Source organism: Legionella quateirensis (assembly GCF_001467955.1).
Lineage (GTDB): Bacteria > Pseudomonadota > Gammaproteobacteria > Legionellales > Legionellaceae > Legionella > Legionella quateirensis.
The window spans coordinates 71,306-94,068 of the sequence record NZ_LNYR01000003.1; the positions used below are offsets into that span (position 1 = coordinate 71,306).

Below are 22,763 nucleotides of genomic sequence, written 5' to 3' on the forward strand. Positions count from 1 at the left end.
GTTTACTCCCCTAAAGAAATGATGTCTCGTTTGTCACAAAGAAAATCGCAGGCGTAGTTCAGCTCACCTGAAGACTCTGCATGAAGGGTAAACAAAGGCGCCCCTTTTTCAACCACGGCACCAACATGAACATGGAGGTCCACTCCAGCCGATTTAGACTTCGGGGCTCCAGCCAATTTGGCCATGGTGGCAAGCTTTCGATTATCAATAAGAGTTACCTTGCCCGCTTTTTGAGCAACCACAGGATGAGTAAAACGTGCCACCGTCAATTCCCTCATGCCTCCTTGTGCCTCACAAATGGCCTGAAATTTTTTAAAGGCTTCTCCGCTATCTAATAATTGTTCGGCTATTGATTGACCCATTCCAGGTTGGACTTGGGGAGCAAATTCAAGAGCAGCCCCGGCCAGTGCGAGTGCTCGTTCACGTAAATCTTGAGGTGCTTCGGGCAAGCCTTGTAATACTGCCAACACATCGCGTGCTTCCAGGGAAGGGCCAATGCCGTTTCCTACCGGTTGTGCGCCATCAGTAATCAAGGTATGGACAATAAGACCTAGCTGTTTTCCTATGTCTTCAAGCGATTGCTTCAGAAGTAAAGCCATAGGTTGATTTCTGACCTTGGCGGTAGGCCCTACCGGGATGTCAATGACTGCATGAGTGGCTCCTGTGGCAATTTTTTTAGAAAGAATGGAGGCCACCAATTGTCCTTCACTATCTAGCTCAAGAGCACGCTCCACCCGAATTAGCACATCATCAGCAGGGCTTAAGCTCACAGCACCTCCCCAAACAATGCAGCCGTTTTCCTTTTCAACTACTTGGCGCATGGCTTTAGGGCTTAGTGATACCGGAGCCAAAACCTCCATGGTATCCGCTGTACCTGCAGGAGAGGTAATCGCCCGAGAAGAGGTTTTTGGGATCATCAAGCCAAAAGCAGCCACAATGGGTACCACAATGAGGGTAGTACGGTTACCAGGCAATCCGCCGACACAATGCTTATCGACAATAAGAGGTGAAGACCAGGATAAGCGATCGCCACTGTCAATCATGGCTTTGGTGAGTTTCATGATTTCGATGTTCGTCAGTCGGCCCGCCGCACTGGCCGCTAAAAAGGCCGAGATTTGCAAATCGGAAAGACGACCACTTAACACATCATCAACAATCACCTTAAATTGTTCGGAAGAGAGTTCATTACCATAAATCTTTCTATGCACAAAGCTTAAGGATTCAAGAGGCTTAGGATGGGATAAATGAATCTCATCCCCTTCTTTGGCATGTAAAGAATTCCAGGCATAGTGTGACAAACTGGCTTCCCCAGGCTTAAGAAGCTCTGAGGTAATGACATTAAGCGTCGCGATAATGGAACGTTGACCAAGAGTTACTTGAATGCGGGTCTGAACTTCAAAGCCTTCTGAATGACAGACATGACAATCTTCTCGCATGTAAATAATGGCTTCGTGATACGTTTTAATGCCTAAATATTTTAAGTGCAAGGCATGACCGACTTCTTTTGTCACAACAAATCCTCCACGTGCTGATAAGAAGGAATCAGGCAGGTAAAACCTAATTGCTGTTCAATCTTGTCTTTAAGCGATTGGGCACTGTGGGGTTCGCCATGGGTGATAAAGACTTTTTTGGGCGGCCGAGTAAAGTGCTTAAGCCAATCTAACAGTTCCTGATAATCGGCGTGTGCTGACGTACTGCTCATGACAACGACTTTGGCCCGCACAGGAACCATAGCGCCATGAATTTTGACCTCGTGTTCTCCATTGACAATCCGGGCGCCCCGAGTGCCTCCGGCTTGAAAGCCGGTAAAAAGAAGGGTGCTTTTAGGATCGGGAGCAAAGGTCTTCAAATGATGCACAATACGACCCCCTTGGGCCATCCCACTGGCAGCGATGATGATTTGAGGCATTTTATGACGGTCAATCTCTTTCGACTCCTCTGGAGTGTTGGTGTACGTTGCCGCATGACATAAACCACGGCATTGTTCTTCATTTAAATGATGGTCTTTTTTATAAGTACACATCAAATGAGTCGCATCAATGGCCATGGGACTGTCTAAAAACACAGGCAAGTCTTTGGGAATTTCTCCTTTCTGTTTCAATTGATAAATAAAATAAAGAAGACTTTGCGCACGTCCTACGGCGAAAGCTGGAATAATAACCGAGCCGCCTCGCTTGATGGTGTCATTAATCACCTGACTCATTTGCGGCAGCGGATCGGTTGCATCGTGCAATCGGTCGCCATAAGTGGACTCCATAACCAGATAATCCGCTTCTTGAATAAGGGAAGGGGCTTTCATGACTGGATCATAAGGTCGACCAATATCTCCACTAAACAAAATGGAACACTTTTTTGTTTTTATTTTAATCATGGCAGCACCAATGATGTGTCCTGCGCGATGAAATTCAAAACTGAACTCATTAAATAATTGATGCCTCGTATTAAAATCTACGGTTTCAAAAGAGTTTAATGCCGTTTTCGCTTCTTTTTCGGTATAAAGAGGGAGTGCTTGCTTATGTTTCGAAAAACCGTATTGATTGGCTATTCGTGCTTCTTCTTCCTGCAGGTGACCACTATCCGGTAATAAAATAGCACACAATGCTTTTGTTCCGGGTGTTGCATAGATTTTGCCTTGAAATCCATTTTTTACAAATAGAGGCAAGTAACCGCTGTGGTCAATATGCGCATGAGTGATAATCACCGCATCAATATCGCGTGGGTCAATAGGCAATGGAGCCCAGTTGCGTAATCGCAACTCTTTATACCCTTGAAAAAGACCACAATCGATGAGAATTTTTTTAGAATCGACTGTCAAAAGGTATTTTGAGCCGGTAACGGTTTGGGTTGCCCCTAAAAAGGTGAGTTTCATGCTGTCTCCAATATCTGGTTTTTTTTCAAGTCCACTTGCCAACGCCACATCACATAAACCACAGGAATAACAATTAAGGTCAGTAATAATGCTGAAAAAACGCCACCCACCATGGGCGCTGCGAGCCGTTTCATCACATCCGCACCAATACCTGTGGCCCACATCACCGGTAACAAACCAAGTATGTTCGCAAGCCCCGCCATAACCATGGGGCGAATACGCGATACCGCGCATTGTTGCACCATCTGAATTAAATCCGGCAAAGTGTTGAGTAACCCTTGTTTTTTTTGCTCGTTGTAATCGGAATCAAGGTAAGCGAGCATCACCGCACTGGTTTCTGCAGCAACGCCTGCGAGTGCAATCATCCCCACCCAGACCGCAATACTCATGTTGTACCCTAATAGAAAAAGCAGCAAAAATCCGCCAAACAGAGCAAAGGGCACTCCCAACATCACCATCAAGGTCTCCGTGATGGTGCGGAAGGTAAAGTAAAATAAAACAAAAATAATGGCTAAAGTGAGTGGTACGAAAATTTTAAGGCGTTCAAACACGCGTTGCATGAATTCGTATTGACCTGACCAGGCCAAGGTATAGCCAGGAGGCATTTTGACTTTGGCCTTGACTGCTTGCTTTAATTCATCCACGTAACTGCCGATATCCCTGCCGTCAATGTCAATGAACACATAGCCTGCCAACATCCCATTCTCATCGCGAACCATGGCAGGACCCGAGCGAAAGGTTAAAGTCACCAATTGGGCGATGGGCACTTCGGCACCACTGGGTGTTTTGACTAAAATACGGTTGAGTTTATCCGGATCATCACGTAATTCTCGTAAATACCGCACATTAACCGGGTAACGCTCACGCCCTTCAATGGTAGTAGTAATGTTTTCACCACCCACGGCGGACTCGATGATGCGATTGACATCCATAATGGTTAAACCATAGCGAGCCAGTTGATCGCGATTCATTTGAAAATCAAGAAAATAGCCGCCAGCGACCCGTTCAGCATACACGGTGCGTGTGCCAGGTACTTCTTTGGCCACCATTTCAATGTCTTTGCCGATGGCTTCAATCTTTTTAATATCTGGCCCAAAAATTTTAATGCCTAAAGCGGTACGGATCCCAGTGGTAAGCATGTCATTACGCGCTTTAATCGGCATGGTCCAGGCATTGCTCACCCCTGGAAATTGTAACGCTTCGTCCATCTCGGCGAGCAAACTGTCGTAAGTCACTCCTTTGCGCCAAAATTCTTTAGGCTTTAATTCAACAATCACTTCCATCATGTTAAAAGGAGAGGGGTCGGTTGAGGTTTCCGCTCTTCCTGTCTTTCCAAAAACATGAGCCACCTCAGGAAATGCTTTTAATTTTTTATCCATTTCTTGCAGCAAAGCCGAGGCTTGCGTCACAGAAATTCCGGGTAAGGTGACGGGCATGTACAAAATCGTCCCCTCATAAAGAGGCGGCATGAATTCAGAACCTATGAGTTTGTAAAGAGGAATGATGGCTAAGGCAGACACCACGGCAATGGCCAGCACAAAAGTGCGATTTCTTAAGGCTAATTTTAAAACTGGCGCATACATTTTTTTCATCAAGCGAGTAATCGGGTGTTTTTGTTCAGGGATGATTCGCCCACGCACCAAAAGAGGCAGTAATACAGGAATTAAGGTGATGGCGAGCAAGGCACTCATGAAAATGGCTAAATTTTTGGTGTAGGCCAAGGGTGAGAATAACCGCCCTTCTTGGGCTTCCAAGGTAAAAACAGGCATAAACGATATGGCAATAACCACGAGCGATGAAAAAATCGCAGGGCCTACCTCTTTCGCCGAATCAATCAGCACTTTAGTACGATCACCAACGCTTCCCTTCGCTTCCCAATCAGCTAATCGTTTATGGGCATTGTCCACCATGATAATGGCTGCATCCACCATATCACCAATGGCGACAATAATGCCACCGATGGACATGATGTTCAGACCGATATTGAAAAAATAAATGGGAATAAATGAAATCAAAATGGCAAGCGGCAAGGTAATAATAGGAATCAACGCCGAGCGGAAATGTCCTAAAAAAATAATAATGAGTAAACCCACCACCACAAGCTCTTCAATGAGATTCCAGTTGGCGGTTGAAATGGCTTCATTAATTAATTGACTTCGGTCATAAACAGGGACAATCTTAATCCCCTCAGGAATAGCTGAAGCTAATTCTTTTAATTTGGTCTTGATGCGGCCAATCACTTCCAAGACGTCTTCGCCAAAACGCATGATGACAATGCCACCAACGGTTTCCCCTTGACCATTTAAATCGACCACGCCACGACGCATATCCGAGCCAAGCTGCACGGTTGCCACATCACGTAGCAAAATCGGTGTTCCATTGGCATTGGTACCGATTGCAATTTGTTCAATATCATCTGTTGACTTGATATACCCTCGTCCACGAACCATGTATTCTGTCCCTGAAAATTCGATGACACGCCCGCCAGTATCATTATTACTCATGCGAATTTTTTCGATGATCTCAGGAACCGATAAATTATAAGCAAGGATTTTGACTGGATCTAAATTGATTTGATATTGCTTGACAAAACCACCGACACTGGCCACTTCAGACACACCAGGAACACTTCTTAACCAATAACGTAAATACCAATCCTGAAAGGTGCGTAATTCGGCCAGATTATGCTTTCCATTTTCATCCACTAAGGCATATTGATAAATCCAGCCAACCGGGGTGGCATCAGGACCTAATTGGGGTGTGACACCTTCGGGTAATTTTCCCGCCAATTGACTCATGTACTCCAAGACACGCGAACGCGCCCAATAGATGTCAGTTCCATCTTTAAAAATGATGTACACGTAAGAGAAGCCAAAATCAGAAAAGCCACGCACCGCAACCACATTGGGTGCGGATATCAGTGCTGTAACAATAGGATAAGTGACTTGGTCTTCCATGAGATCGGGTGAACGGCCCATCCAAGTGGTATACACAATGACTTGTGTGTCTGAAATATCAGGCAAAGCATCCATACGGGTATTTTTCAGGGCCATGTAGCCCATGAAAGAAAATCCGAGCACAAAAAGCAGCACAATAAAACGGTTGCGTGCACAAAATTCAATAATTCGTTCAACCATAAAATCCCTTTATTGTTTTAATTTAATGTTGCATGCCACCCATAGCCGCCTTTAATTGACTCTCCGAATCAATCAAAAAGTTTGCAGAGGTAATAATCTTATCCCCCTCTTTAACCCCTTGTACTATCTCAATCAGATCGCCAGCCCTCACCCCTAAAGTAACGTCGCGCCATTCAATTTTGCCATTGCCATGGTAAATAAACACTACTGCCCGTTCGCCACTGATTAACACCGCATTTTTAGACACCATAAGGCGTTCTCCCAAAGGGATTTTTAATTCCAGGTTAGTAAACATACCCGGTTTTAATTGTTCCTTTTGATTGTCCACTTCAAAGCGGACCTTGGCAGTACGTGTTTTCATGTCAATCGTTGGATAAATAAAATCAAGCTTGGCCTTAAATAATTCATTGGGCAAATAGGTGAGGGTAAGGTTCGCGGTTTGTCCAAGGCGAATGTAGGGGAGTTCGTATTCATAAATATCTCCTAAAACCCACAAGCGCGATAAATCAGCAATGGTGTATAATTCATCACCTGGTTCAATGCGCATGCCCACCAGCGCCATTTTTTTAAGCACTGTTCCTTGGATGGGGGAATGAATGGTCATAGTCCTGGTTATGTTGCCGGTGCGTTTTAATTGCTCAATGTCTTGTTCCGAAATCCCCCACAGCAACAACCTTTGATGGGCTGCTTGAAAAGCCCCCTTCGCACCACTGGCAGCACTGGATGTCGTATTTTTACTTAATATTTTTTGAGCATTAAGAGCGAGTAAATATTCTTGTTGGGTGGCGACCAATTCAGGACTGTACACGGTAAACAGAGCTTGCCCTGCTTTGACTTTTTCACCCGTAAAATTGATGAATAATTTCTCTATCCAACCATCAAAGCGCACATGAATATGGGCAACACGCCGCTCATCGGCTTCAACGCGTCCTACGGTGCGGATTGTTTTTTCAACCACTTGACGGCGTACTGGCTCTGAAGTAATGCCAATGGCCTGTAGGCGGACCGGATCAATCACCATCTCATTTTTTGGAGTGGACTGTTTCATGTCCATCTTGTTATGAGTATCCGTGGCCTCTTGTGCCTGCGTTATGGGTAACAAAGACAGTACGCCCAAAACGACAACACCCTTTATCATCACCTTAAGATTCATAAGAACGTCCCTGTAGTTTCTTCGATTTGAGTGATCGCTTTTTCATGTTCAGCGAGTTCACCGTGCCATTCCAATTCATTTTCTTGTAATGTCAGCAAATTATTCAGCGTCGTTAAAAAATCGACTTTGCCCACACTGTAATTGGCTTGGGAGGAAGTAAAGGTTAAGGTGGCTTGAGGAATAATGGTATGCTGAATCAAGTGAATAAGCTTTGCAGAGCGCTCGGCCAACAAATAGGCGTTTTTCACTTGGAAAGAAAGGGTGCGATACGTGGTGTGTAAATCTTCAATATCCGCATTGTAGCGAGCAAGTGATTCACGCACGGCATGGTTTTGTTTTTGCATGAAATAAAGAGGAACAGTGGCCTTCAGCAACACTTGATAGCCTTTGGTGTGCATTCCCTTATCATGAAGTCTGCCTCCTTCAATTTCAACATCCGGAAAATAATCCATTTTGCTTAAGTTGATGGCTTGCCGTCCTTTTTGAACACTTCGTTGCTGCATGATCAATTGTGGTGCCCGTTGCTTAACCAATGTATAAAAATGCCCTAAACGGTGGCCTATTGGCGTTACAGAGAGTGTTGCTGGGGTACTGATTGCAATGTCTAAGGAACGGTTCAAAAGGCGGTTGATATCGGCTTGTAAAGATTCCCGTTGTTGCTTTAAGATAACCAAGCGCATGAGAAGACGAGAAACTTCCGTTTGCGCGCGATAAATATCCTGTTGCGGTGTTTTTCCCACACTGTAGTTAACTTCAGCACTTTTTTCCATTTCTTCAAGAAGCGCTTGATTTCTTTGCACAATCGCAATGGATTTATTGACAAAATAAAGATCGTAATAGAGCCTTTTTAATTGCGCAATGACAGCAAAACAGGTGGCTTGATACTCGGCTTCTGCTCTTTTAGCCTCTAAGGTGGCTATCCTTCCTCGCACAATGAGTTTCCCAGGAAAAGGAATTTCTTGTTGCCCACCCAGCATTTGCTCACGCCTCGGATCCACATCCATGGGGATGTTCTCTGACATGTTGATGTAACCCGCATTAAGCTTGGGATCGGGAAGCGCTTTGGCTTGTGGAATCATATGGATGGCGGCCAGCAAGCGATCACGCGCTGCTCGAATCTGAGGGTTGTTTTGCGTGGCCTCCGTGATTAACTGGGATAATACAGTTGTTGGCTTGGCATAAGTGAATGATCCAGTCAAGTAGACAGCAAAGAAAACCACCCCAACGATTTTTTTAACACTACAATGCTTCATCAGTTGCCTTCCTTAACCATTTCTGTGCTTCAATTACTAACAAAGGCAACATTCCCAATAAGATCCAGGAACTACATTGGGTGAATGAGACCGGCTCAATGCCAAATAATTCACGCAACATAGGAATGTGATGAATCAAGACCTGTAGTGAAAAGCTAATACTGACAATAAAGAGTAACCGCAGATTAGAGAAAAAGCCTATTTGCCAAATGGTTTTGGTTTGACTTCGAGCCCCAAAAGCGCGCAAAAGTTCCGCAGTGACTAATACTGAAAACGCCGCATCCTGGGCCTGGATTAAATCCTTATCGATTAAATATTCATACGCAAAAACACCAAGGGTTACCAAAGCCGTTAAGCAGCCAATAAACGTCACCCGTTTGAAAAAAGCAATATCCATCAGGGATTTTTGTGTGGCTCTTGGTGGTCTATCCAAAATCCCCGGTTCAGAAGGGTCGGTCGCTAAAGCAATGGCCGGCAGACCGTCTGTGATTAAGTTAATCCATAACAATTGAATAGGAAGTAAAGGCAATGGCCAACCGATTAACAATGCTATAAAAACCACCAGTAATTCTCCACTGTTTCCTGCTAACAAATAAGCGAGCGTTTTGGCAATGTTATCGTAAATCGTACGTCCTTCTTCAATCCCCGCCACAATTGAAGTGAAGTTATTATCCATGACAATGATGTCAGCCGCTTCCTTAGTGACTGCAGTTCCTGTTTTTCCCATGGCAATACCCACAGACGCTTCTTTTAAAGCCGGAGCATCATTGACTCCATCTCCTGTCATCGCCACTACCATGTTTTGTTTTTTCCAGGCACGCACGATTTTTAATTTATGCTCGGCAGTTACACGAGCATAAACAGCAATGTCTTTAACGCAACGGTTAAATTCCTCCTCTGGCATATGTTCAAGTTCGTTGCCCGTGAGCAATCGGTCATTTGCTTCCAAAATACCAAGCTCTTGAGCAATCGCTCTTGCAGTATCAGGATGGTCCCCTGTAATCATGATTGGTTTAATGCCTGCTTTTTTACAGCGAGCAACAGACTCTTTAGCGCTGGCATGAGGTGGGTCTTGAAGACCAATAAGACCTAAAAACACCAGGTTGTTTTCAATGTCTTCGTCTTCCTTTTCTAGTAAAGCAGGCTCTAATTGGCGCTTAGCGAAAGCCAGTAGCCGCAACGCTTCACTGGCCATGAGTTCGCACGATTGTTTCATACGTGCCCTGTCATTCGGTGTTAATTTTTTAATGCCATCGTTTGTCAATATATGGGTACAACGCTCCAAAATGATTTCTGGGGCTCCTTTTACAAAAGCCATGAGTTCATTTTCTTGTTTGCAGACCACTGTCATCCGTTTACGCTCAGAACTAAACGGTAATTCTTTGATACGCAAAAGGGAGGTTTGAAGCTCACTTCGCCAAATCCCTCCTTTGGCTGCAGCAACCAAGAGCGCAACTTCGGTCGGGTCTCCTACCGTTGCCATCTGCTCATTCTGCTGGCAAAATTCGGCGTTATTACAAGCCGCCATCGCTTGCAAGGTAGCCTGCAACATCTTGTCTTCAGGCACATTAATTTCTTGGGCTTGAAGTGAAAATCCCCCTGTTAGGTTATAGCCCTCGCCGCGAATGCTGTAAACATCCCTTGCGGTCACAAGCTTACGCGCAGTCATTTCGCCCACCGTTAAGGTGCCTGTTTTATCCGTGCAAATGACTTGTAAACAGCCGAGTGTTTCTACTGCTGCTAATCGTCTGACCAGCACCGCACGGCGCACCATACGTTGCACCCCAAGTGCTAAAGCCACCGTGACCACAGCAGGCAAGCCTTCAGGGATTGCGGCAACTGCAAGACTCACTGAGCTCATGAACAGTTTAAAGAGGGGAATGTTACGAAGTAGTCCTAAACCAAAAATGGCAATTACAATGAAAAAGCAAAGCCACAACAAACGAGAACCCACTTGATTGAGTTTTTTCTGTAAAGGGGTTTCATCACGAGAAGCCTCGGTAAGCATTTTGGCAATATGTCCCATTTCCGTTTGCATTCCTGTTGCCACGACAAGAGCACGACCGGTGCCATCGGCAATGGAAGTTCCCGTAAACACCATGTTTTTGCGATCGGCTAAAGGCGTATCTTTAGCAAAAATATCAAGGCTTTTCGCAACCGGTATGGATTCTCCCGTGAGCGGTGCTTCATTGACCTTAAGTGATGACAACTCAAAAAGACGGGCATCTGCAGCGATTAAATCACCACTTTCAAAAAGGATAATATCACCGGGAACGATCTCAGAAGCAGCAATCCTCTTCGCATGACCGTCACGCAAGACGGTGGCTTTGGGTGCAGCCATTTGTTGTAGTGCCAGCATGGCACGATCGGCACGGTATTCTAATACAAAGCCAATGATGGCATTTAAAATGACAATGGCAAAAATGGCGATGGCATCGGCTTTTTCATCCAATAAAAAAGAAACAATCACTGCACCCAAAAGTACCCAAGTGACCACACTGCCAAATTGCTGCAAAAAAATGATTAAAGGGGATGTTTTCTTCTGTTGACTCAGTAAGTTAGGTCCTACTTCTTTTAACTGCTGCGCGGCTTGAGTTTCCGTTAATCCCAAAGCCAAATCGGTTTTAAACTGAGAAGCAATATCCTCAACTGTTTTCTCAAACCATAACTCTGCCATGACAGCCATCCTTTGCATGTGACCCCAGTCTTAATTTACTGAGCTCCATCCTACCCCAAATTTTAGCACTTAATCAGGTCTATTAATAAGCCACCTTAATGACAAGTCTTTGTAACATAACTCAAAGATTTTAGTCTTAGCGCCCACCACCGCCACCATGGCCAACATGTCCTTGCGCGACATGCTCATCTAAACTCTTGGTATTCTTGCCGGTAGTACTATTGTTCATACAAGCAGTAAGTACTAAACAACATGTTAAAATAAACCAATGACTTTGTTTCATGATGGTATTTATCCATGATTTTAAAGGGAAATAATTACAATATAGACTGTTTGGCAATAGCAAGTCAAAGCAGATGAATCAATAATGGATAAACATCCTTAATGTAATTATCCAAGATTTAGTATAATAACCTAATCATGATATCATGCTACTCAATGATTAAAATCAGTAGCAAACAGACCGAATGACTGTAAGAAAATTATATACAGAACCATTAGTTGTCTTGGAGACTCAATTATTGTGAAAAAATTTGCCATTACCCTATTCAGCGTGTCATTGTTCACTGTACATCACCCTATCGCTTTTGCTGGAAACTCCCATCATCATCCGATGAAAAACCTTACTGCTGCACATTCTTCAAAATCAGAGAATGCCTCTACTATGCGTTTATCGATTCAAGAAATAATTAATAAAAATGACAAAAAACTGGTAGTAATCAAAATAACTGACTCTAAAGGTAATAAACCAATCACACTAAATGACCTTGCTGAGGCACATACTCAAAGGATTCATTTGTTGATTATTGATGATAATCTCATCGACTACAGTCATGTCCATCCAGTTGAAACAACTACACCCGGTATTTACCAATTTGAATGGCAGCCTACCCTCAAGAATGCTTCGTATCGTGCATGGGCCGATCTATTACCTGTGGATACAAAAATTCAGGAATACGTTATTGCAGATTTCTCCTCTCCAAAAAAAATGAAAAAAATGGGAAATCGTATTGATCGCCGTCCTCTATTTGAAAGTACTGTCGATGGCTACCAATTCAAATTGTCTTTCGATAAAACACCCTTACATGTCGGTCAACCAGTCATGGGTAAAATAGATATTGTTGATGCCAAGGGAAAGCCAGTTCATACGTTAGAGCCGATTATGGGTGCTTACGCTCACATCGTTGGTTTTAATGAGGACTTCAAAACGGTTACCCATGTCCATCCAATGGGCAAAGAACCAACAAGCGAAATTGAGAGAGGAGGCCCCGAATTACAATTTCATATTGAACCCAATAAAGCGGGATTTATTAAATTGTTTGCCCAAGTACAAATCAATGGGAAAACACTTTTTGCTCCGTTCGGAATCCCTGTAAAAAAATTGCTGTGAGCTAGTTGATTTACTAGACTCAATGAATTATGAGCCTATCCAGCCACATATAAATACTTGGCGTACAAACCATCATTGACAGAGCGCTTCGACCCAACTCCACTCAGAACCCCTTCTTAATTTAAATACACTCCTACATTCAAGTCCACCTCATTAGTTATCTTTAATCTTGTCCAAAAACAGGTGCAACATACACTGTAGGTCTGATAAGATAAAATCAAATAATGTGAGCAGGAAAATCCCGATAAGCGCGAACAACAACTCTTAGTTGTGTTCTATTTGTCGGAAAAAGAGTATATTGGGTACTTAATAAAATTACTAAATGCTCTTTATTATTTAACTAAAAATGAAGTATTTGAATTTTAAAGCCAATACTAATTATCCTCAAATCAAAAATACATTTTATGAAAAAACCGAGTAACATAATTTGTCATATTACTAAAAAACCACTCACCCCTGAAGAAGGTTATCGTGGTGATTTTATAAGAAAAGAAATAATTAAACTGATTAAAATAGATCATCCTGATTTCAATCAAGATTCCTATATTTCAGTTGAAGAGCTTAATAATTATCGAAAAATTTATTTGTCCAGCTTGATAAAAAAAGAATCGGGTGAATTAAATACGCTTGAAAAGGAGGTTATTGATGCAATTTCCAAAAATAAATTTCTTTCAGAAAATATTGAAATTTACATCGAAAAGGAATTAAGTTTTGGGCAAAAACTTGCTGATATCATTGCTAAATTTGCAGGTAGTTGGCTATTTATTATCTTTTTCTTTTTAATTATCATGCTCTGGGTAGGAATAAATGTTTTGGCGCTAACAATAAACCCATTTGATCCCTACCCGTTTATTCTACTTAACTTAATATTATCTTGTTTAGCAGCCATACAGGCACCAATTATTATAATGAGTCAAAATATTGGAGGAGAAAGACAGAAGAAGAGGTGAGCACGATTATAAAATTAATTTAAAAGCAGAGCTTGAAATTCGTTTACTGGATGAGAAGATGGATCATCTAATGATGCATCAAAACAAAAGAATGGTTGAAATACAAGAATTGCAGATGGACTATCTTGAGGACATCCTAAAGAAAATTGAAGAAAAAATCATTCAATAACAAATAGACAAATGATGCGATGAAAAAGAGGAATCATTTGAATCTTCGGTTACTGGCAAAGGATGTAATTTACATTTTTTAATATACGTATTGAGCACAATATGACCGGTATAGTCAAAAGTGGTAAATTTAGGATCCATAATCTGTCCTAAATCAGCTCCAACACATTAGGCCTGAATTTACGCCGCATAAACTGCGACATACCTTTTTGAAGAAGGTGACCGTGCACTTTGCCCAGGAACTCAGTGGGAACGTTTCCATTAAAGAGATCTTTCGCTATGCCAAGCCGAGTCAGGATGAGATGCAGTCAACGATTGAAGCGTTATTTGACAGTTAGGAACTAAAGATTTTGCTGCACTTATCTTATATAGTTGTTTGACACAAGATATAAATTCTACTATTCTAGAAATATGGACATAAAAGAATCTCTAAAAATATTTGATACCCTTTCGCAAGAAACCCGTTTGCAAGTATTTAGATTACTTGTTCAGGCAGGACCAGAAGGGTTATCAGCAAGCGCAATTGGCGACGAATTAGGTATCCTACACAATACCTTGTCATTTCATTTAAGCCATTTGTCTCATGCTGGAATTGTAACTTCTTGCCGTAAAGGGCGTTATGTTTTTTATTCAGCAAATTTTGAATTAATGCGCGATTTTATCGCCTTTATGGTTCAGGATTGTTGCAGTAAACAACAAGTAAAAATTCAACAACCTGATACAAAAAATTGCATGGTCATTGAATTAAGTAGTTGTTGTCCTTCTACTAAGGAGTAAATCATGAAGCGTTTTCATATTCATATTGGCGTTGAAAACCTTGCTGATAGCATCCGTTTTTATAATGCCTTGTTTGGAGCCGAACCTGTTAAAGTAAAATCGGATTATGCCAAATGGATGCTGGAAGATCCGCGTATCAATTTTGCAATTTCAACATGTGCTGGCACACATGGGGTGGAGCATATGGGTATCCAAGTAGATGACGCTGCTGAATTAGAGGAGTTAAGAAAACAGTTTTCAGAAGCCAATATTTCAACCCATAGCGATGGTGAAACAACCTGTTGTTATGCTAAATCAGAGAAATCTTGGGTGAATGATCCAAATGGAATCGCATGGGAAGCCTATCATACCATGGAAGATGCACAATTTTTTTCTGGTGAAAGGGCAACAAATAACGCCTGCTGTACACCAAAAACAAAGAGTTCAACTTCTTGCTGTGATTCCAGTTCAAAAACTGCTGGGTGCTGCGGATGATGAGCAATAGGCCTATTAAGCTGTTGTTTCTGTGCACAGGGAATTCTTGCCGCTCCATTATGGCCGAAGCAATAGTTAATCATTATGCCAGCGAGCGCTATCTTGCTTTTAGTGCGGGTAGTGCTCCAATTGGATATGTACATCCTAAAGCATTGGAAACACTTGAGTGTCATGGAATTAAACCCAATAAACCGCGTAGTAAATCCTGGAATACGCTTAAATCTCAGTCTATTGATTTAGTCATTACTGTCTGCGATCAGGCCGCCAGTGAAAGCTGTCCTATTTTTCCAGGCCAACCCCAAAAACAACATTGGAGTATACCTGATCCCGCTAAAACCAAAGGAAGCGAAATAGAAATCAATGCAGCATTCGAATCAGTATTTAACCAACTGAAATCAAGAATAGAAAAGGAGCTGCTGGCATGACGACTTGTGGCACAAGCCGACTTTCATTTCTGGATCGCTATTTAACGCTATGGATTTTTGCAACGATGGGCATCGGTGTTTCCATTGGCTCCTTATTTACAGCAACTCCTCAATTTTTAAATTCACTGTCAATTGGTTCTACCAATATCCCCATTGCAATGGGTTTGATTTTAATGATGTATCCGCCATTGTCCAAAGTAAAATATGAACAATTACCACTGATTCTTAATGATTGGCGTATCTTACTATTGTCTTTGATTCAGAACTGGCTTATTGGTCCTTTCCTCATGTTTGGACTGGCCGTTTTGTTTTTGCATGGATACCCCGAATACATGACTGGCCTCATTCTCATTGGATTGGCACGTTGCATTGCCATGGTGATAGTCTGGAACCAGTTAGCTGAAGGAGATAATCAGTATGTTGCAGCGTTGGTAGCGTTTAACAGTATTTTTCAATTGTTTTTCTTTAGCGTTTATGCCTGGTTTTTTCTTACTGTTTTGCCTCCAATAGTTGGCTTAAATGGGCAAATAATCCATATCAATTTTACGACCATTGCTGAAAGTGTCTTTATTTACCTTGGGATTCCCTTTCTGGCTGGGTTTCTTACACGTGTTGTATTAATAAAACAAAAAGGTATAGACTGGTACGAAAATTACTTTTTACCAAAAATTTCTCCAATTACGTTCATAGCGTTGCTCTTTACGATTTTAGCCATGTTTTCCTTGAAAGGCGCGATGGTTTTGCAGCTTCCACTCGATGTCATTCGCATAGCTGTTCCCTTGATACTTTATTTTGTGGTCATGTTTTTCGTCAGTTTTGCAATGGGAAAGCTTATTGGTGAAAACTACGAAAAAACAACGGCAGCCTCATTTACTGCAGCCAGCAATAATTTTGAATTGGCTATTGCTGTAGCAATTGCAACTTTTGGACTTAATTCCGCTATTGCTTTTACAACAGTGATTGGCCCTCTTGTTGAAGTGCCAGTTCTAATTTTGCTCGTAAACGTTGCACTGTGGTTAAAGAAGTATTGGTTTTTGAAATTTAATCTTGGCAGTATAAAATAACTCGCTATTATTGCCAGCTCGTATTTGTTGCGTTGCTTTAATTTTAATCAAAATTAAAGGGAAATGCATTTTTCTCTATTGCCTACAGACTTTAATTATTCACCATGAGATTCTTACTGAGATTCAATTCAGACACGACATTATGATTTTTACATTTATTGACAAAAGTGCTCCATTGGAGCATAATGAGAATATGAAAAGAATGATAACAATAATCGAATTTCCTGGGTTCCTCTCCCAGGTGGGAAATTCAATCAGCGCATCTGAGCGCGATGAATTTATTAATTTTATTGCCCGAAACCCAGAGGCAGGAGATCTTATTCCGGGAACAGGTGGGGTGAGGAAAGTACGTTGGGGAAGCAATAATAAAGGAAAAAGCGGTGGTGTTAGAGTAATTTATTATTTTTACGATGAGCTTGCCCCTGTTTTTTTGTTAACCGCTTATGGGAAAGGGGAAAAAGAGAATTTAACTGTCGAGCAAAAGAAGCAAATATCAGCTCTTGCTCAAATTTTAAAGTCTGAGTGCAAGAACCGTAGGAGTCAAGAACATGACTAATCGAAATATAGGAAATGAAATAATTCAAGGTATGACAGAGGCTATTGAGTATATTCGAGGCAATAAAGGATCTGCCAAGGTTCATAAAGTCGAAATACCTGATGAAATTGATGTTCGAGAAATTCGAGAAAATCTTAATTTATCCCGAAAAGAATTCGCAGACAGTTTTGGCTTTAGTCCGAGAACATTACAGCATTGGGAGCAGGGCGATAGAATTCCTCATGGCTCTGCAAGAGTCCTGTTATTGCTTTTACAGCGTGAGCCAGCAACCATCGCAAAAATTCTACGTCAAAATTGAAGTTATGGCATGACGCATGTTTAATAATTATGGGGAGTTTCCCATACCCCAATTTCGCGAGCACTAACAGGTAGTAGACCATGCTTAGTAATCTCGTATAAATAACTGAGTTTTATGCAACTTATATCAGCATGAACCTTTCATAATTGCGTAGGGATAGAGTTAACTCGGAGGACTCAAGCTGGCCTTCACTCATCTCTACTGAGTTGTACATGTTTTGCACGCTTCCTTTTTTCATTGCGCACATGATGTGTTAACAGCTGTCGAATATAAGGCCGGTAACCCAATCCATCTTCTCCTGCTAAATCCTTAAGGTCATCAATTAAACTTTTTTGCAGTCGGATAGATACGATCTGCAAATCCATTTTATCATCCAGAGATTTCTTATTTCAGTTGACGCTTTAGAGGGTCGGGGTGAGTAGAATGGCCGGATCACTCCGACCCTCTATATGTTCATAGGATTGTCTCCGAATTAACGTTTTCGGTGGTTAAGCCACAAAACCCTATAAGCCATTGGCACTTCAGCAAAAAAATTATAAAATGCTGTTTTTAGTGGCCTCCTGCTTAATTAACAAACAACAAGAAAGAAACGTTTTTATTTTTACTGGTTATCAGCACGAAGCAAAACAAAATCGCCCTTTATATTTCGCTTTAGATGAATGATTATCCTCATGCCAATACAAAACCATACAGAACATTAAACGCCACTTAAATCGCTATTAAACGAGACTGAGTTCATTTATAGCTCTGATTGAGCAATTAAATTCACCAATTGAAGTGGTGGCTTATTAAAATTGCGGCGTTATTTAAAAAGAAAGGTCCATTTGTTGCACAGAAAGTTCTTGCAATATAGGGAGATTTGATGTGAATGATGAGGTAATGCTTCTTTTTCTATGGCGGTTAATGAGGTGTACCGAGTCAGTACCTGTCTTCTGTTTAGAGGATGAAGGTTTAACACAGGATAACAGGGACACGAAAAGAGGATGATCACAATCAATCCATTTTAAATGATACCCTCTTCGGTGGCGTGTAGTGCACAGCTGAATCAGTTGCTCCAATCCTTCATCAAAATCAACAAAAGCCAAGGTGCGGCTCTGACCCAGTTTTGATTTAATCCGGCCATTAATCAGAGTAATAATCCAATCACCCAATAAGTCTTTGTTTAAACGCAATTCATAATAACGAGTGACTCTTTCAAACCGAAGCGATGAATAGAACTCCTTAAGGTCATAATTAAGAAGATGAATCAACGATGTGCTGACAAACCAAGGTGTGTGCATTAAAAGGCAGCAAAACTGGCAATACGTTTTAAGCGCATGGGGTTATCTTCAACGTATTCTGAGGTGGTGGCAATATTGGCATGTCCAGCAAGACGTGAAACCGCTTTAATGTCTGCGCCTTGTTCAATCAAACGAGTGATAAAAGTGCGCCGCCCTGAATGGGAGCTGGCGCCAATCAGTCCTGTTTTATCATAGAGTTTGCGGAACCATTTTTGTAAGACATCCGGTTGAAAGCGACTGCCGCGTTGGGTTTTAAATAAATACTCTTTGGGATTAAAAGAGTCATGCTCTCGTACTTGATTGATATAGTCTTGAAGTGCTGCAGCGACTTTTTTATTGGTTACATAAACATGACGTTGTTTCTCACCTTTAGTCATAGCACGTTTTAAATTGATTTCATCCATAACTTGAAGTTCTTTATCAAAGACATCACTGATTTTGAGTGCGGAAATTTCTTTAACCCGAAGTCCCAAACCAAAGGAGCAATAAATAATAGCGATATTGCGTAAAGCAAAAGGGCTATCTTTGGCGATAATCAATAGGCGTTTGAATTCACTTTCGGTTAAAACCCGTGCTTTGCCTTCTTTAGCCATAAACGCACCTCGAGTTCTTAAAATGATAGTATATCATGTATTTTAAGACCTAAATGAATTGGGCGCAAGAGGGAGAGACGCAACAGCCCTTATAAACACTGAAGAGGTCTAGTAATGCACATTTCAAGACCTCTTTGGCATTGATTCATTTTTGATAAGTTCATAGTGTGAAGATTTTTTTGAGAACGTGGGTAGTGTTAGTGGAATCAAAGGAAAGGGTGATCAATGATCGCTCTGCACCGTACTGAATATTTTTGTTTCGGTTCTTTGTTATTGTTTATAATGGCCTAATGTGAAAGGTCTTCTAAACTTGATAATAAGTAACATATAGGTTACTATTTAAGGATGAAAATAAAAGTTGCATCTTATATAACTAAAGAAGGCATTGATCCATTTGCTAAATGGTTTGATAAATTAAATGCCATTGCTGCAGCAAAGGTATCTACGGCGCTATATCGTATGGAGTTAGGAAATTATTCTAATGTCAAATCTCTGGGAGATGGTGTTTTTGAATATAAGATTGATTTTGGCCCTGGATATCGTATCTACTTTGGGCAAGATGGTGAGGAATTAGTGATTTTAGTTGGTGGTGGATCAAAAAAGCAACAGGATAAAGATATTAAAATCGCTAAAAATTATTGGCAAGAGTATAAGTTAGCAAAAAGACGAGGGTAGTATTATGGCCTTAACAAGAGAATTTAAAAGTACCATCCGAGACAGAGCACAAAAAGACTCAAAGTTTAGAAAGGCTCTATTAATCGAGGCTGTTAATTCTTTATTAGCAGATGAGCTTGATGTCGCAAAATCTTTATTAAAAGATTATATTAATGCTTCTATTTTATTTGAGCCCTTAGCAGAAAGGGTCCATAAAAATAGTAAAAGTTTACAAAGAATGTTTAGTTCCAAGGGAAACCCTACAGCGCAGTCATTATTTTCAATTATTCATGTTCTGCAAGAAGCAGAGGGGATAAGGTTGACTGTAAATGAAACGCATTAAATATTTGAGTCTTTAAAAGGGAACAATAATGGCTAAAATAGATAGTCACTTTATAAAAAAAATTTAGAAAATAAGATTTATCCGTTATACGGAGGAGTTTCCAGGCTAAAAAATGATTCTATTTTAAATAGAACAAAATGTATCATTGATACAGGTTGTGAATCAAATCTTACAAGTTTATTCTTATCTGAAAATAGCTCAGCTTCGTTAAATAATGATAAAAATCCCATGCCAGGAAAAGGGTTCAAAGAGTGGCTTTAATGAAAAATGATTTTCTTATTTTGGTTTCTTTTTTAATAGGTATAAAACCATTATCTATTACACAGAGAGAAGCTTTAATAAAAATTTGTGATTCACACCCAACAGAGTCGACATTGAAAGAATTATTTCATGCCTGTATTAGTGAAAATTTATCAAATTATAATTTGACATTGGAACAAATAAAGAGCTTGCTTCCCTTGAGCGATACGTTTGAAAAAACCGTTGGTTTGCCGAATATGGATATCGTTTTAGAAGAAGCCAAAAAGTTTCAACAGCTGCTAAATTATACTGAATAAAATTAAAATACTAATCGTCCCAGTACTTTTTCATACCATGGACCCAACCTATATAAAACGTTTATGCATACGTTCAATCTTGAATTAAAAAATGGAAAGCGATTGGTTATTCCTGCTGAATATTATCCAAGATACGCTGACATTGTAGCTACTAAAGAGAATTCATTTTGCCTCACACCCATTAGCCGATTTTATTTGTAGCAAAAAAGTTGCTACTGTATTGCTACGACATGCTACATTTCGAACGCCAAAAAACACATCCTGAAATAGACAAAAGAGGATGTCTTCAGTTGTGGCTTGGGTTGTTGTAAGTTGCTTATTTTTGTACACCACCATTTTTTGATAAGAGTTCCTTATTTGTAATAATTTTGTATAAAGAAGGAAAATAGTAAAAAAACGAAATTGCGCGAGCATTTTATTTGGGATTGCAAAATGTAGCAAAGAGTAGCAGTTATGTAGCGTTATTATTGCTACATTCTTTCTGGCATTTTGATACAGAGATAGTGCCACAATTCTTTTGCACGCACTCTTATCAAGGCAATACAGATTACTAACCAAGAAAGTGTAGCAAATGTAGCATTTAATTCGTTATGTAAATTCTGGCTGTAATCGGGGTTTGAACGATGCTAAAATCACAAAAATTCATCCTTTTTAAATAATTTCTATGATCCATCATCATATAGAAAAAGAAAAACATGAGCCTACTTTAGATCGAGTGGTTTATTCAAATTCATTAGATTTAACTACTTATGACTTAATTGAAGCTCCTATTTTTATCAAAGATAAATTGGGCCGTTATCTTTGGGCAAATGCTTTTTTCATCAGCCGTTCAGCGGGCTATGGTTCTCTTGGAGAAATCACTAATAAAACTGATACTGATTTTTCTTGGCATGAGTATGCTACACAACTACGTAACAATGATAGGTCGGTGATAGAAGCCAGGCGGAGCCAAAGCCATTACGAGCAAATTATTCGACACGATGGAACTTACGTTAATATCCTCACTAAAAAATCCCCTCTTGTTGATAGTTCTAGCGAATTAATAGGATTAATCGGATTTAGTATTGCATTACCACAATCGCATGGTATTGCTGCTTTAAGTGCTCGCGAAAGAGAATGCCTTTATTATTTATCCAAAGGATTTACTGATAAAAAAATTGCAAAACAATTAATTATTTCACCTCGAACAGTAGAAACTCATCTTGGTAATGCGAAATACAAACTAGGGGTCAGCACCAGAGCAGAATTAATAGCGACTTTTTCTCGCGTCTATCCGTCATTTTCCGGATAAAAACTCAAAATCCTAGTGGTTATACTGTCACTGAATTAAAAGGAGTATAACAATGCTATCAAAAACATTTAAAAATCAACGTGACTCAATTCTTGAATTGACGCTTTTACCTAATAATCAGCTTGAGGGCTATTTTACAACAGCAGTAGCATCCAAAGAATGTCAACAAATTATTGGCCAGAGAAAACCTATTACTGGACTATGGACAGGGAATGCACTGACATTTAGTGTTGTTTATGAGCAATGTGGTTCGATATATAGTGTGGTTGGTAATTTTGATCAAGAAAAAAATCACATCGATGTGATTGGATTAATCAATCATCAATCAGATGATGCGACAGGAAAAGATTGCGGTTCTCGCTATATTACTCATGATTCTTATAACAGCATAAATTAACTATATGGATAAAAGGATTAATAAAAAACTTCAATTATTGGGCAGGAAATTGTCTAATTTAGTATAATCTCCTGCTAGAATAGAACCATTAATAAATTTTTTTCATTCTTCTTTGAATATGGCTGCACTTCTCAATGCTGTTTATAACATCTCAAAACGGAAAGCCTGATAAGAAGGTGATTCATAGGGATGAGCCTTCTTTAAGGATGCAACAGCAGCTTTGATTTACTCTTCAGTACAGATAATTTCTACTTTATATTCAGGGACTCTTTCAAGCTGATTGATTTCTCCAATAAAAGCATGGCTGCCAGGTAATGGCATAAATTGCCCCTCACCCAATGTTTGCCAAGCACAATGCTGATAATGATCAACACTCCCTGCGCCTGTAGAAAAAATAGCATTTTTAACAAGTTCCAAATGGGTTTCTGGAACACAAAAACAAAGCATATACATGATA

General features: G+C 40.5%; 22 protein-coding genes and 2 pseudogenes. 13 read left to right on the forward strand and 11 right to left on the reverse strand.

Features of this window, described 5'->3' with window-relative positions; all coding sequences use genetic code 11:
- Positions 1–2: 2 nt before the first annotated feature.
- The 6 genes from Lqua_RS01875 to Lqua_RS01900 are packed head-to-tail and all read right to left on the reverse strand — an operon-like array spanning position 3 to position 11,089.
- A complete protein-coding gene (locus Lqua_RS01875; RefSeq protein ID WP_058472621.1) occupies positions 3–1,511 on the reverse strand; it encodes a thymidine phosphorylase family protein in 1,509 nt (502 codons plus the stop codon).
- Positions 1,508–2,869 (reverse strand): MBL fold metallo-hydrolase RNA specificity domain-containing protein, encoded by a 1,362-nt coding sequence (locus Lqua_RS01880; RefSeq protein WP_058472622.1) that lies wholly within the window; start codon positions 2,867–2,869, stop codon positions 1,508–1,510. Before Lqua_RS01880 ends, Lqua_RS01875 begins: the two co-directional genes overlap by 4 nt.
- Positions 2,866–6,006 carry an efflux RND transporter permease subunit gene (locus Lqua_RS01885; protein WP_058472623.1) on the reverse strand — a complete coding sequence of 1,047 codons (3,141 nt, stop codon included), beginning with the start codon at positions 6,004–6,006 and terminating at the stop codon, positions 2,866–2,868. The genes Lqua_RS01880 and Lqua_RS01885 overlap by 4 nt, the downstream gene beginning before the upstream one ends.
- Positions 6,007–6,028: 22 nt before the next feature.
- Complete coding sequence (locus tag Lqua_RS01890; protein WP_058472624.1) at positions 6,029–7,159, reverse strand: efflux RND transporter periplasmic adaptor subunit; 1,131 nt, start codon at positions 7,157–7,159, stop codon at positions 6,029–6,031.
- Positions 7,156–8,412, reverse strand: a complete 1,257-nt coding sequence (locus Lqua_RS01895) for a TolC family protein (protein ID WP_058472625.1) — start codon at positions 8,410–8,412, stop codon at positions 7,156–7,158. Before Lqua_RS01895 ends, Lqua_RS01890 begins: the two co-directional genes overlap by 4 nt.
- On the reverse strand, positions 8,399–11,089 hold the full coding sequence (locus tag Lqua_RS01900; protein WP_058472626.1) for a cation-translocating P-type ATPase: 2,691 nt from the start codon (positions 11,087–11,089) through the stop codon (positions 8,399–8,401). The genes Lqua_RS01895 and Lqua_RS01900 overlap by 14 nt, the downstream gene beginning before the upstream one ends.
- Before the next feature lie 523 nt (positions 11,090–11,612).
- Here Lqua_RS01900 and Lqua_RS01905 point away from each other — a divergent pair.
- The 8 genes and pseudogenes from Lqua_RS01905 to Lqua_RS01940 all read left to right on the forward strand — a co-directional run bounded on the left by Lqua_RS01905 (position 11,613) and on the right by Lqua_RS01940 (position 17,191).
- Positions 11,613–12,479 (forward strand): hypothetical protein, encoded by an 867-nt coding sequence (locus Lqua_RS01905; protein ID WP_058472627.1) that lies wholly within the window; start codon positions 11,613–11,615, stop codon positions 12,477–12,479.
- A gap of 788 nt (positions 12,480–13,267) precedes the next feature.
- Positions 13,268–13,598 (forward strand): annotated as a pseudogene (locus Lqua_RS18995) (DUF1003 domain-containing protein).
- Between the two features lie 410 nt (positions 13,599–14,008).
- Complete coding sequence (locus Lqua_RS01915; protein ID WP_058472628.1) at positions 14,009–14,374, forward strand: ArsR/SmtB family transcription factor; 366 nt, start codon at positions 14,009–14,011, stop codon at positions 14,372–14,374.
- 3 nt (positions 14,375–14,377) lie between these two features.
- The gene (locus tag Lqua_RS01920) at positions 14,378–14,848 is read left to right on the forward strand and encodes an ArsI/CadI family heavy metal resistance metalloenzyme (protein ID WP_058472629.1); all 471 of its coding nucleotides are present in this window, start codon (positions 14,378–14,380) and stop codon (positions 14,846–14,848) included.
- Positions 14,845–15,273: an arsenate reductase ArsC gene (locus Lqua_RS01925; RefSeq protein WP_238585510.1), complete on the forward strand. Its 429-nt coding sequence runs from the start codon at positions 14,845–14,847 to the stop codon at positions 15,271–15,273. Before Lqua_RS01920 ends, Lqua_RS01925 begins: the two co-directional genes overlap by 4 nt.
- The gene (arsB, locus tag Lqua_RS01930; RefSeq protein ID WP_058472631.1) at positions 15,270–16,337 is read left to right on the forward strand and encodes an ACR3 family arsenite efflux transporter; all 1,068 of its coding nucleotides are present in this window, start codon (positions 15,270–15,272) and stop codon (positions 16,335–16,337) included. The genes Lqua_RS01925 and arsB overlap by 4 nt, the downstream gene beginning before the upstream one ends.
- A gap of 142 nt (positions 16,338–16,479) precedes the next feature.
- Positions 16,480–16,893: a type II toxin-antitoxin system RelE/ParE family toxin gene (locus Lqua_RS01935; RefSeq protein ID WP_238585511.1), complete on the forward strand. Its 414-nt coding sequence runs from the start codon at positions 16,480–16,482 to the stop codon at positions 16,891–16,893.
- Complete coding sequence (locus Lqua_RS01940; protein ID WP_058472632.1) at positions 16,886–17,191, forward strand: helix-turn-helix domain-containing protein; 306 nt, start codon at positions 16,886–16,888, stop codon at positions 17,189–17,191. Before Lqua_RS01935 ends, Lqua_RS01940 begins: the two co-directional genes overlap by 8 nt.
- A gap of 188 nt (positions 17,192–17,379) precedes the next feature.
- Here the strand turns inward: Lqua_RS01940 and Lqua_RS18100 are convergent, their stop codons facing one another.
- From Lqua_RS18100 to Lqua_RS01950, 3 genes are all read right to left on the reverse strand, one after another.
- Complete coding sequence (locus tag Lqua_RS18100) at positions 17,380–17,556, reverse strand: hypothetical protein (protein WP_157076121.1); 177 nt, start codon at positions 17,554–17,556, stop codon at positions 17,380–17,382.
- 441 nt (positions 17,557–17,997) lie between these two features.
- Positions 17,998–18,471: a WGR domain-containing protein gene (locus Lqua_RS01945; protein WP_058472633.1), complete on the reverse strand. Its 474-nt coding sequence runs from the start codon at positions 18,469–18,471 to the stop codon at positions 17,998–18,000.
- On the reverse strand, positions 18,471–19,064 hold the full coding sequence (locus tag Lqua_RS01950) for a tyrosine-type recombinase/integrase (RefSeq protein ID WP_058472634.1): 594 nt from the start codon (positions 19,062–19,064) through the stop codon (positions 18,471–18,473). The genes Lqua_RS01945 and Lqua_RS01950 overlap by 1 nt, the downstream gene beginning before the upstream one ends.
- A 345-nt stretch (positions 19,065–19,409) precedes the next feature.
- On the opposite strand from Lqua_RS01950, the gene Lqua_RS01955 reads away from it, so the two are divergent.
- The 3 genes from Lqua_RS01955 (at position 19,410) to Lqua_RS01965 (ending at position 20,618) form a co-directional block, all read left to right on the forward strand.
- Complete coding sequence (locus tag Lqua_RS01955) at positions 19,410–19,739, forward strand: type II toxin-antitoxin system RelE/ParE family toxin (protein WP_058460648.1); 330 nt, start codon at positions 19,410–19,412, stop codon at positions 19,737–19,739.
- A 4-nt stretch (positions 19,740–19,743) separates the two neighbouring features.
- The gene (locus tag Lqua_RS01960; RefSeq protein WP_058472635.1) at positions 19,744–20,061 is read left to right on the forward strand and encodes a hypothetical protein; all 318 of its coding nucleotides are present in this window, start codon (positions 19,744–19,746) and stop codon (positions 20,059–20,061) included.
- A 260-nt stretch (positions 20,062–20,321) separates the two neighbouring features.
- Entirely contained in the window at positions 20,322–20,618 is a 297-nt protein-coding gene (locus tag Lqua_RS01965) for a hypothetical protein (RefSeq protein WP_058472636.1), read from the forward strand.
- 162 nt (positions 20,619–20,780) lie between these two features.
- On the opposite strand, the gene Lqua_RS18105 is transcribed toward Lqua_RS01965, so the two are convergent.
- Positions 20,781–20,954, reverse strand: a complete 174-nt coding sequence (locus tag Lqua_RS18105; protein ID WP_157076122.1) for a hypothetical protein — start codon at positions 20,952–20,954, stop codon at positions 20,781–20,783.
- Between the two features lie 328 nt (positions 20,955–21,282).
- On the opposite strand from Lqua_RS18105, the gene Lqua_RS01970 reads away from it, so the two are divergent.
- Together Lqua_RS01970 and Lqua_RS17780 are read left to right on the forward strand one after the other, a co-directional pair.
- Positions 21,283–21,909, forward strand: a complete 627-nt coding sequence (locus Lqua_RS01970) for a PAS and helix-turn-helix domain-containing protein (RefSeq protein ID WP_058472637.1) — start codon at positions 21,283–21,285, stop codon at positions 21,907–21,909.
- Between the two features lie 52 nt (positions 21,910–21,961).
- The gene (locus Lqua_RS17780) at positions 21,962–22,306 is read left to right on the forward strand and encodes an avidin/streptavidin family protein (RefSeq protein ID WP_058472638.1); all 345 of its coding nucleotides are present in this window, start codon (positions 21,962–21,964) and stop codon (positions 22,304–22,306) included.
- Positions 22,307–22,447: 141 nt separating this feature from the next.
- Here Lqua_RS17780 and Lqua_RS01980 read toward each other — a convergent pair.
- Positions 22,448–22,759 (reverse strand): annotated as a pseudogene (locus Lqua_RS01980) (YqfO family protein).
- Between the last annotated feature and the right edge of the window lie 4 nt (positions 22,760–22,763).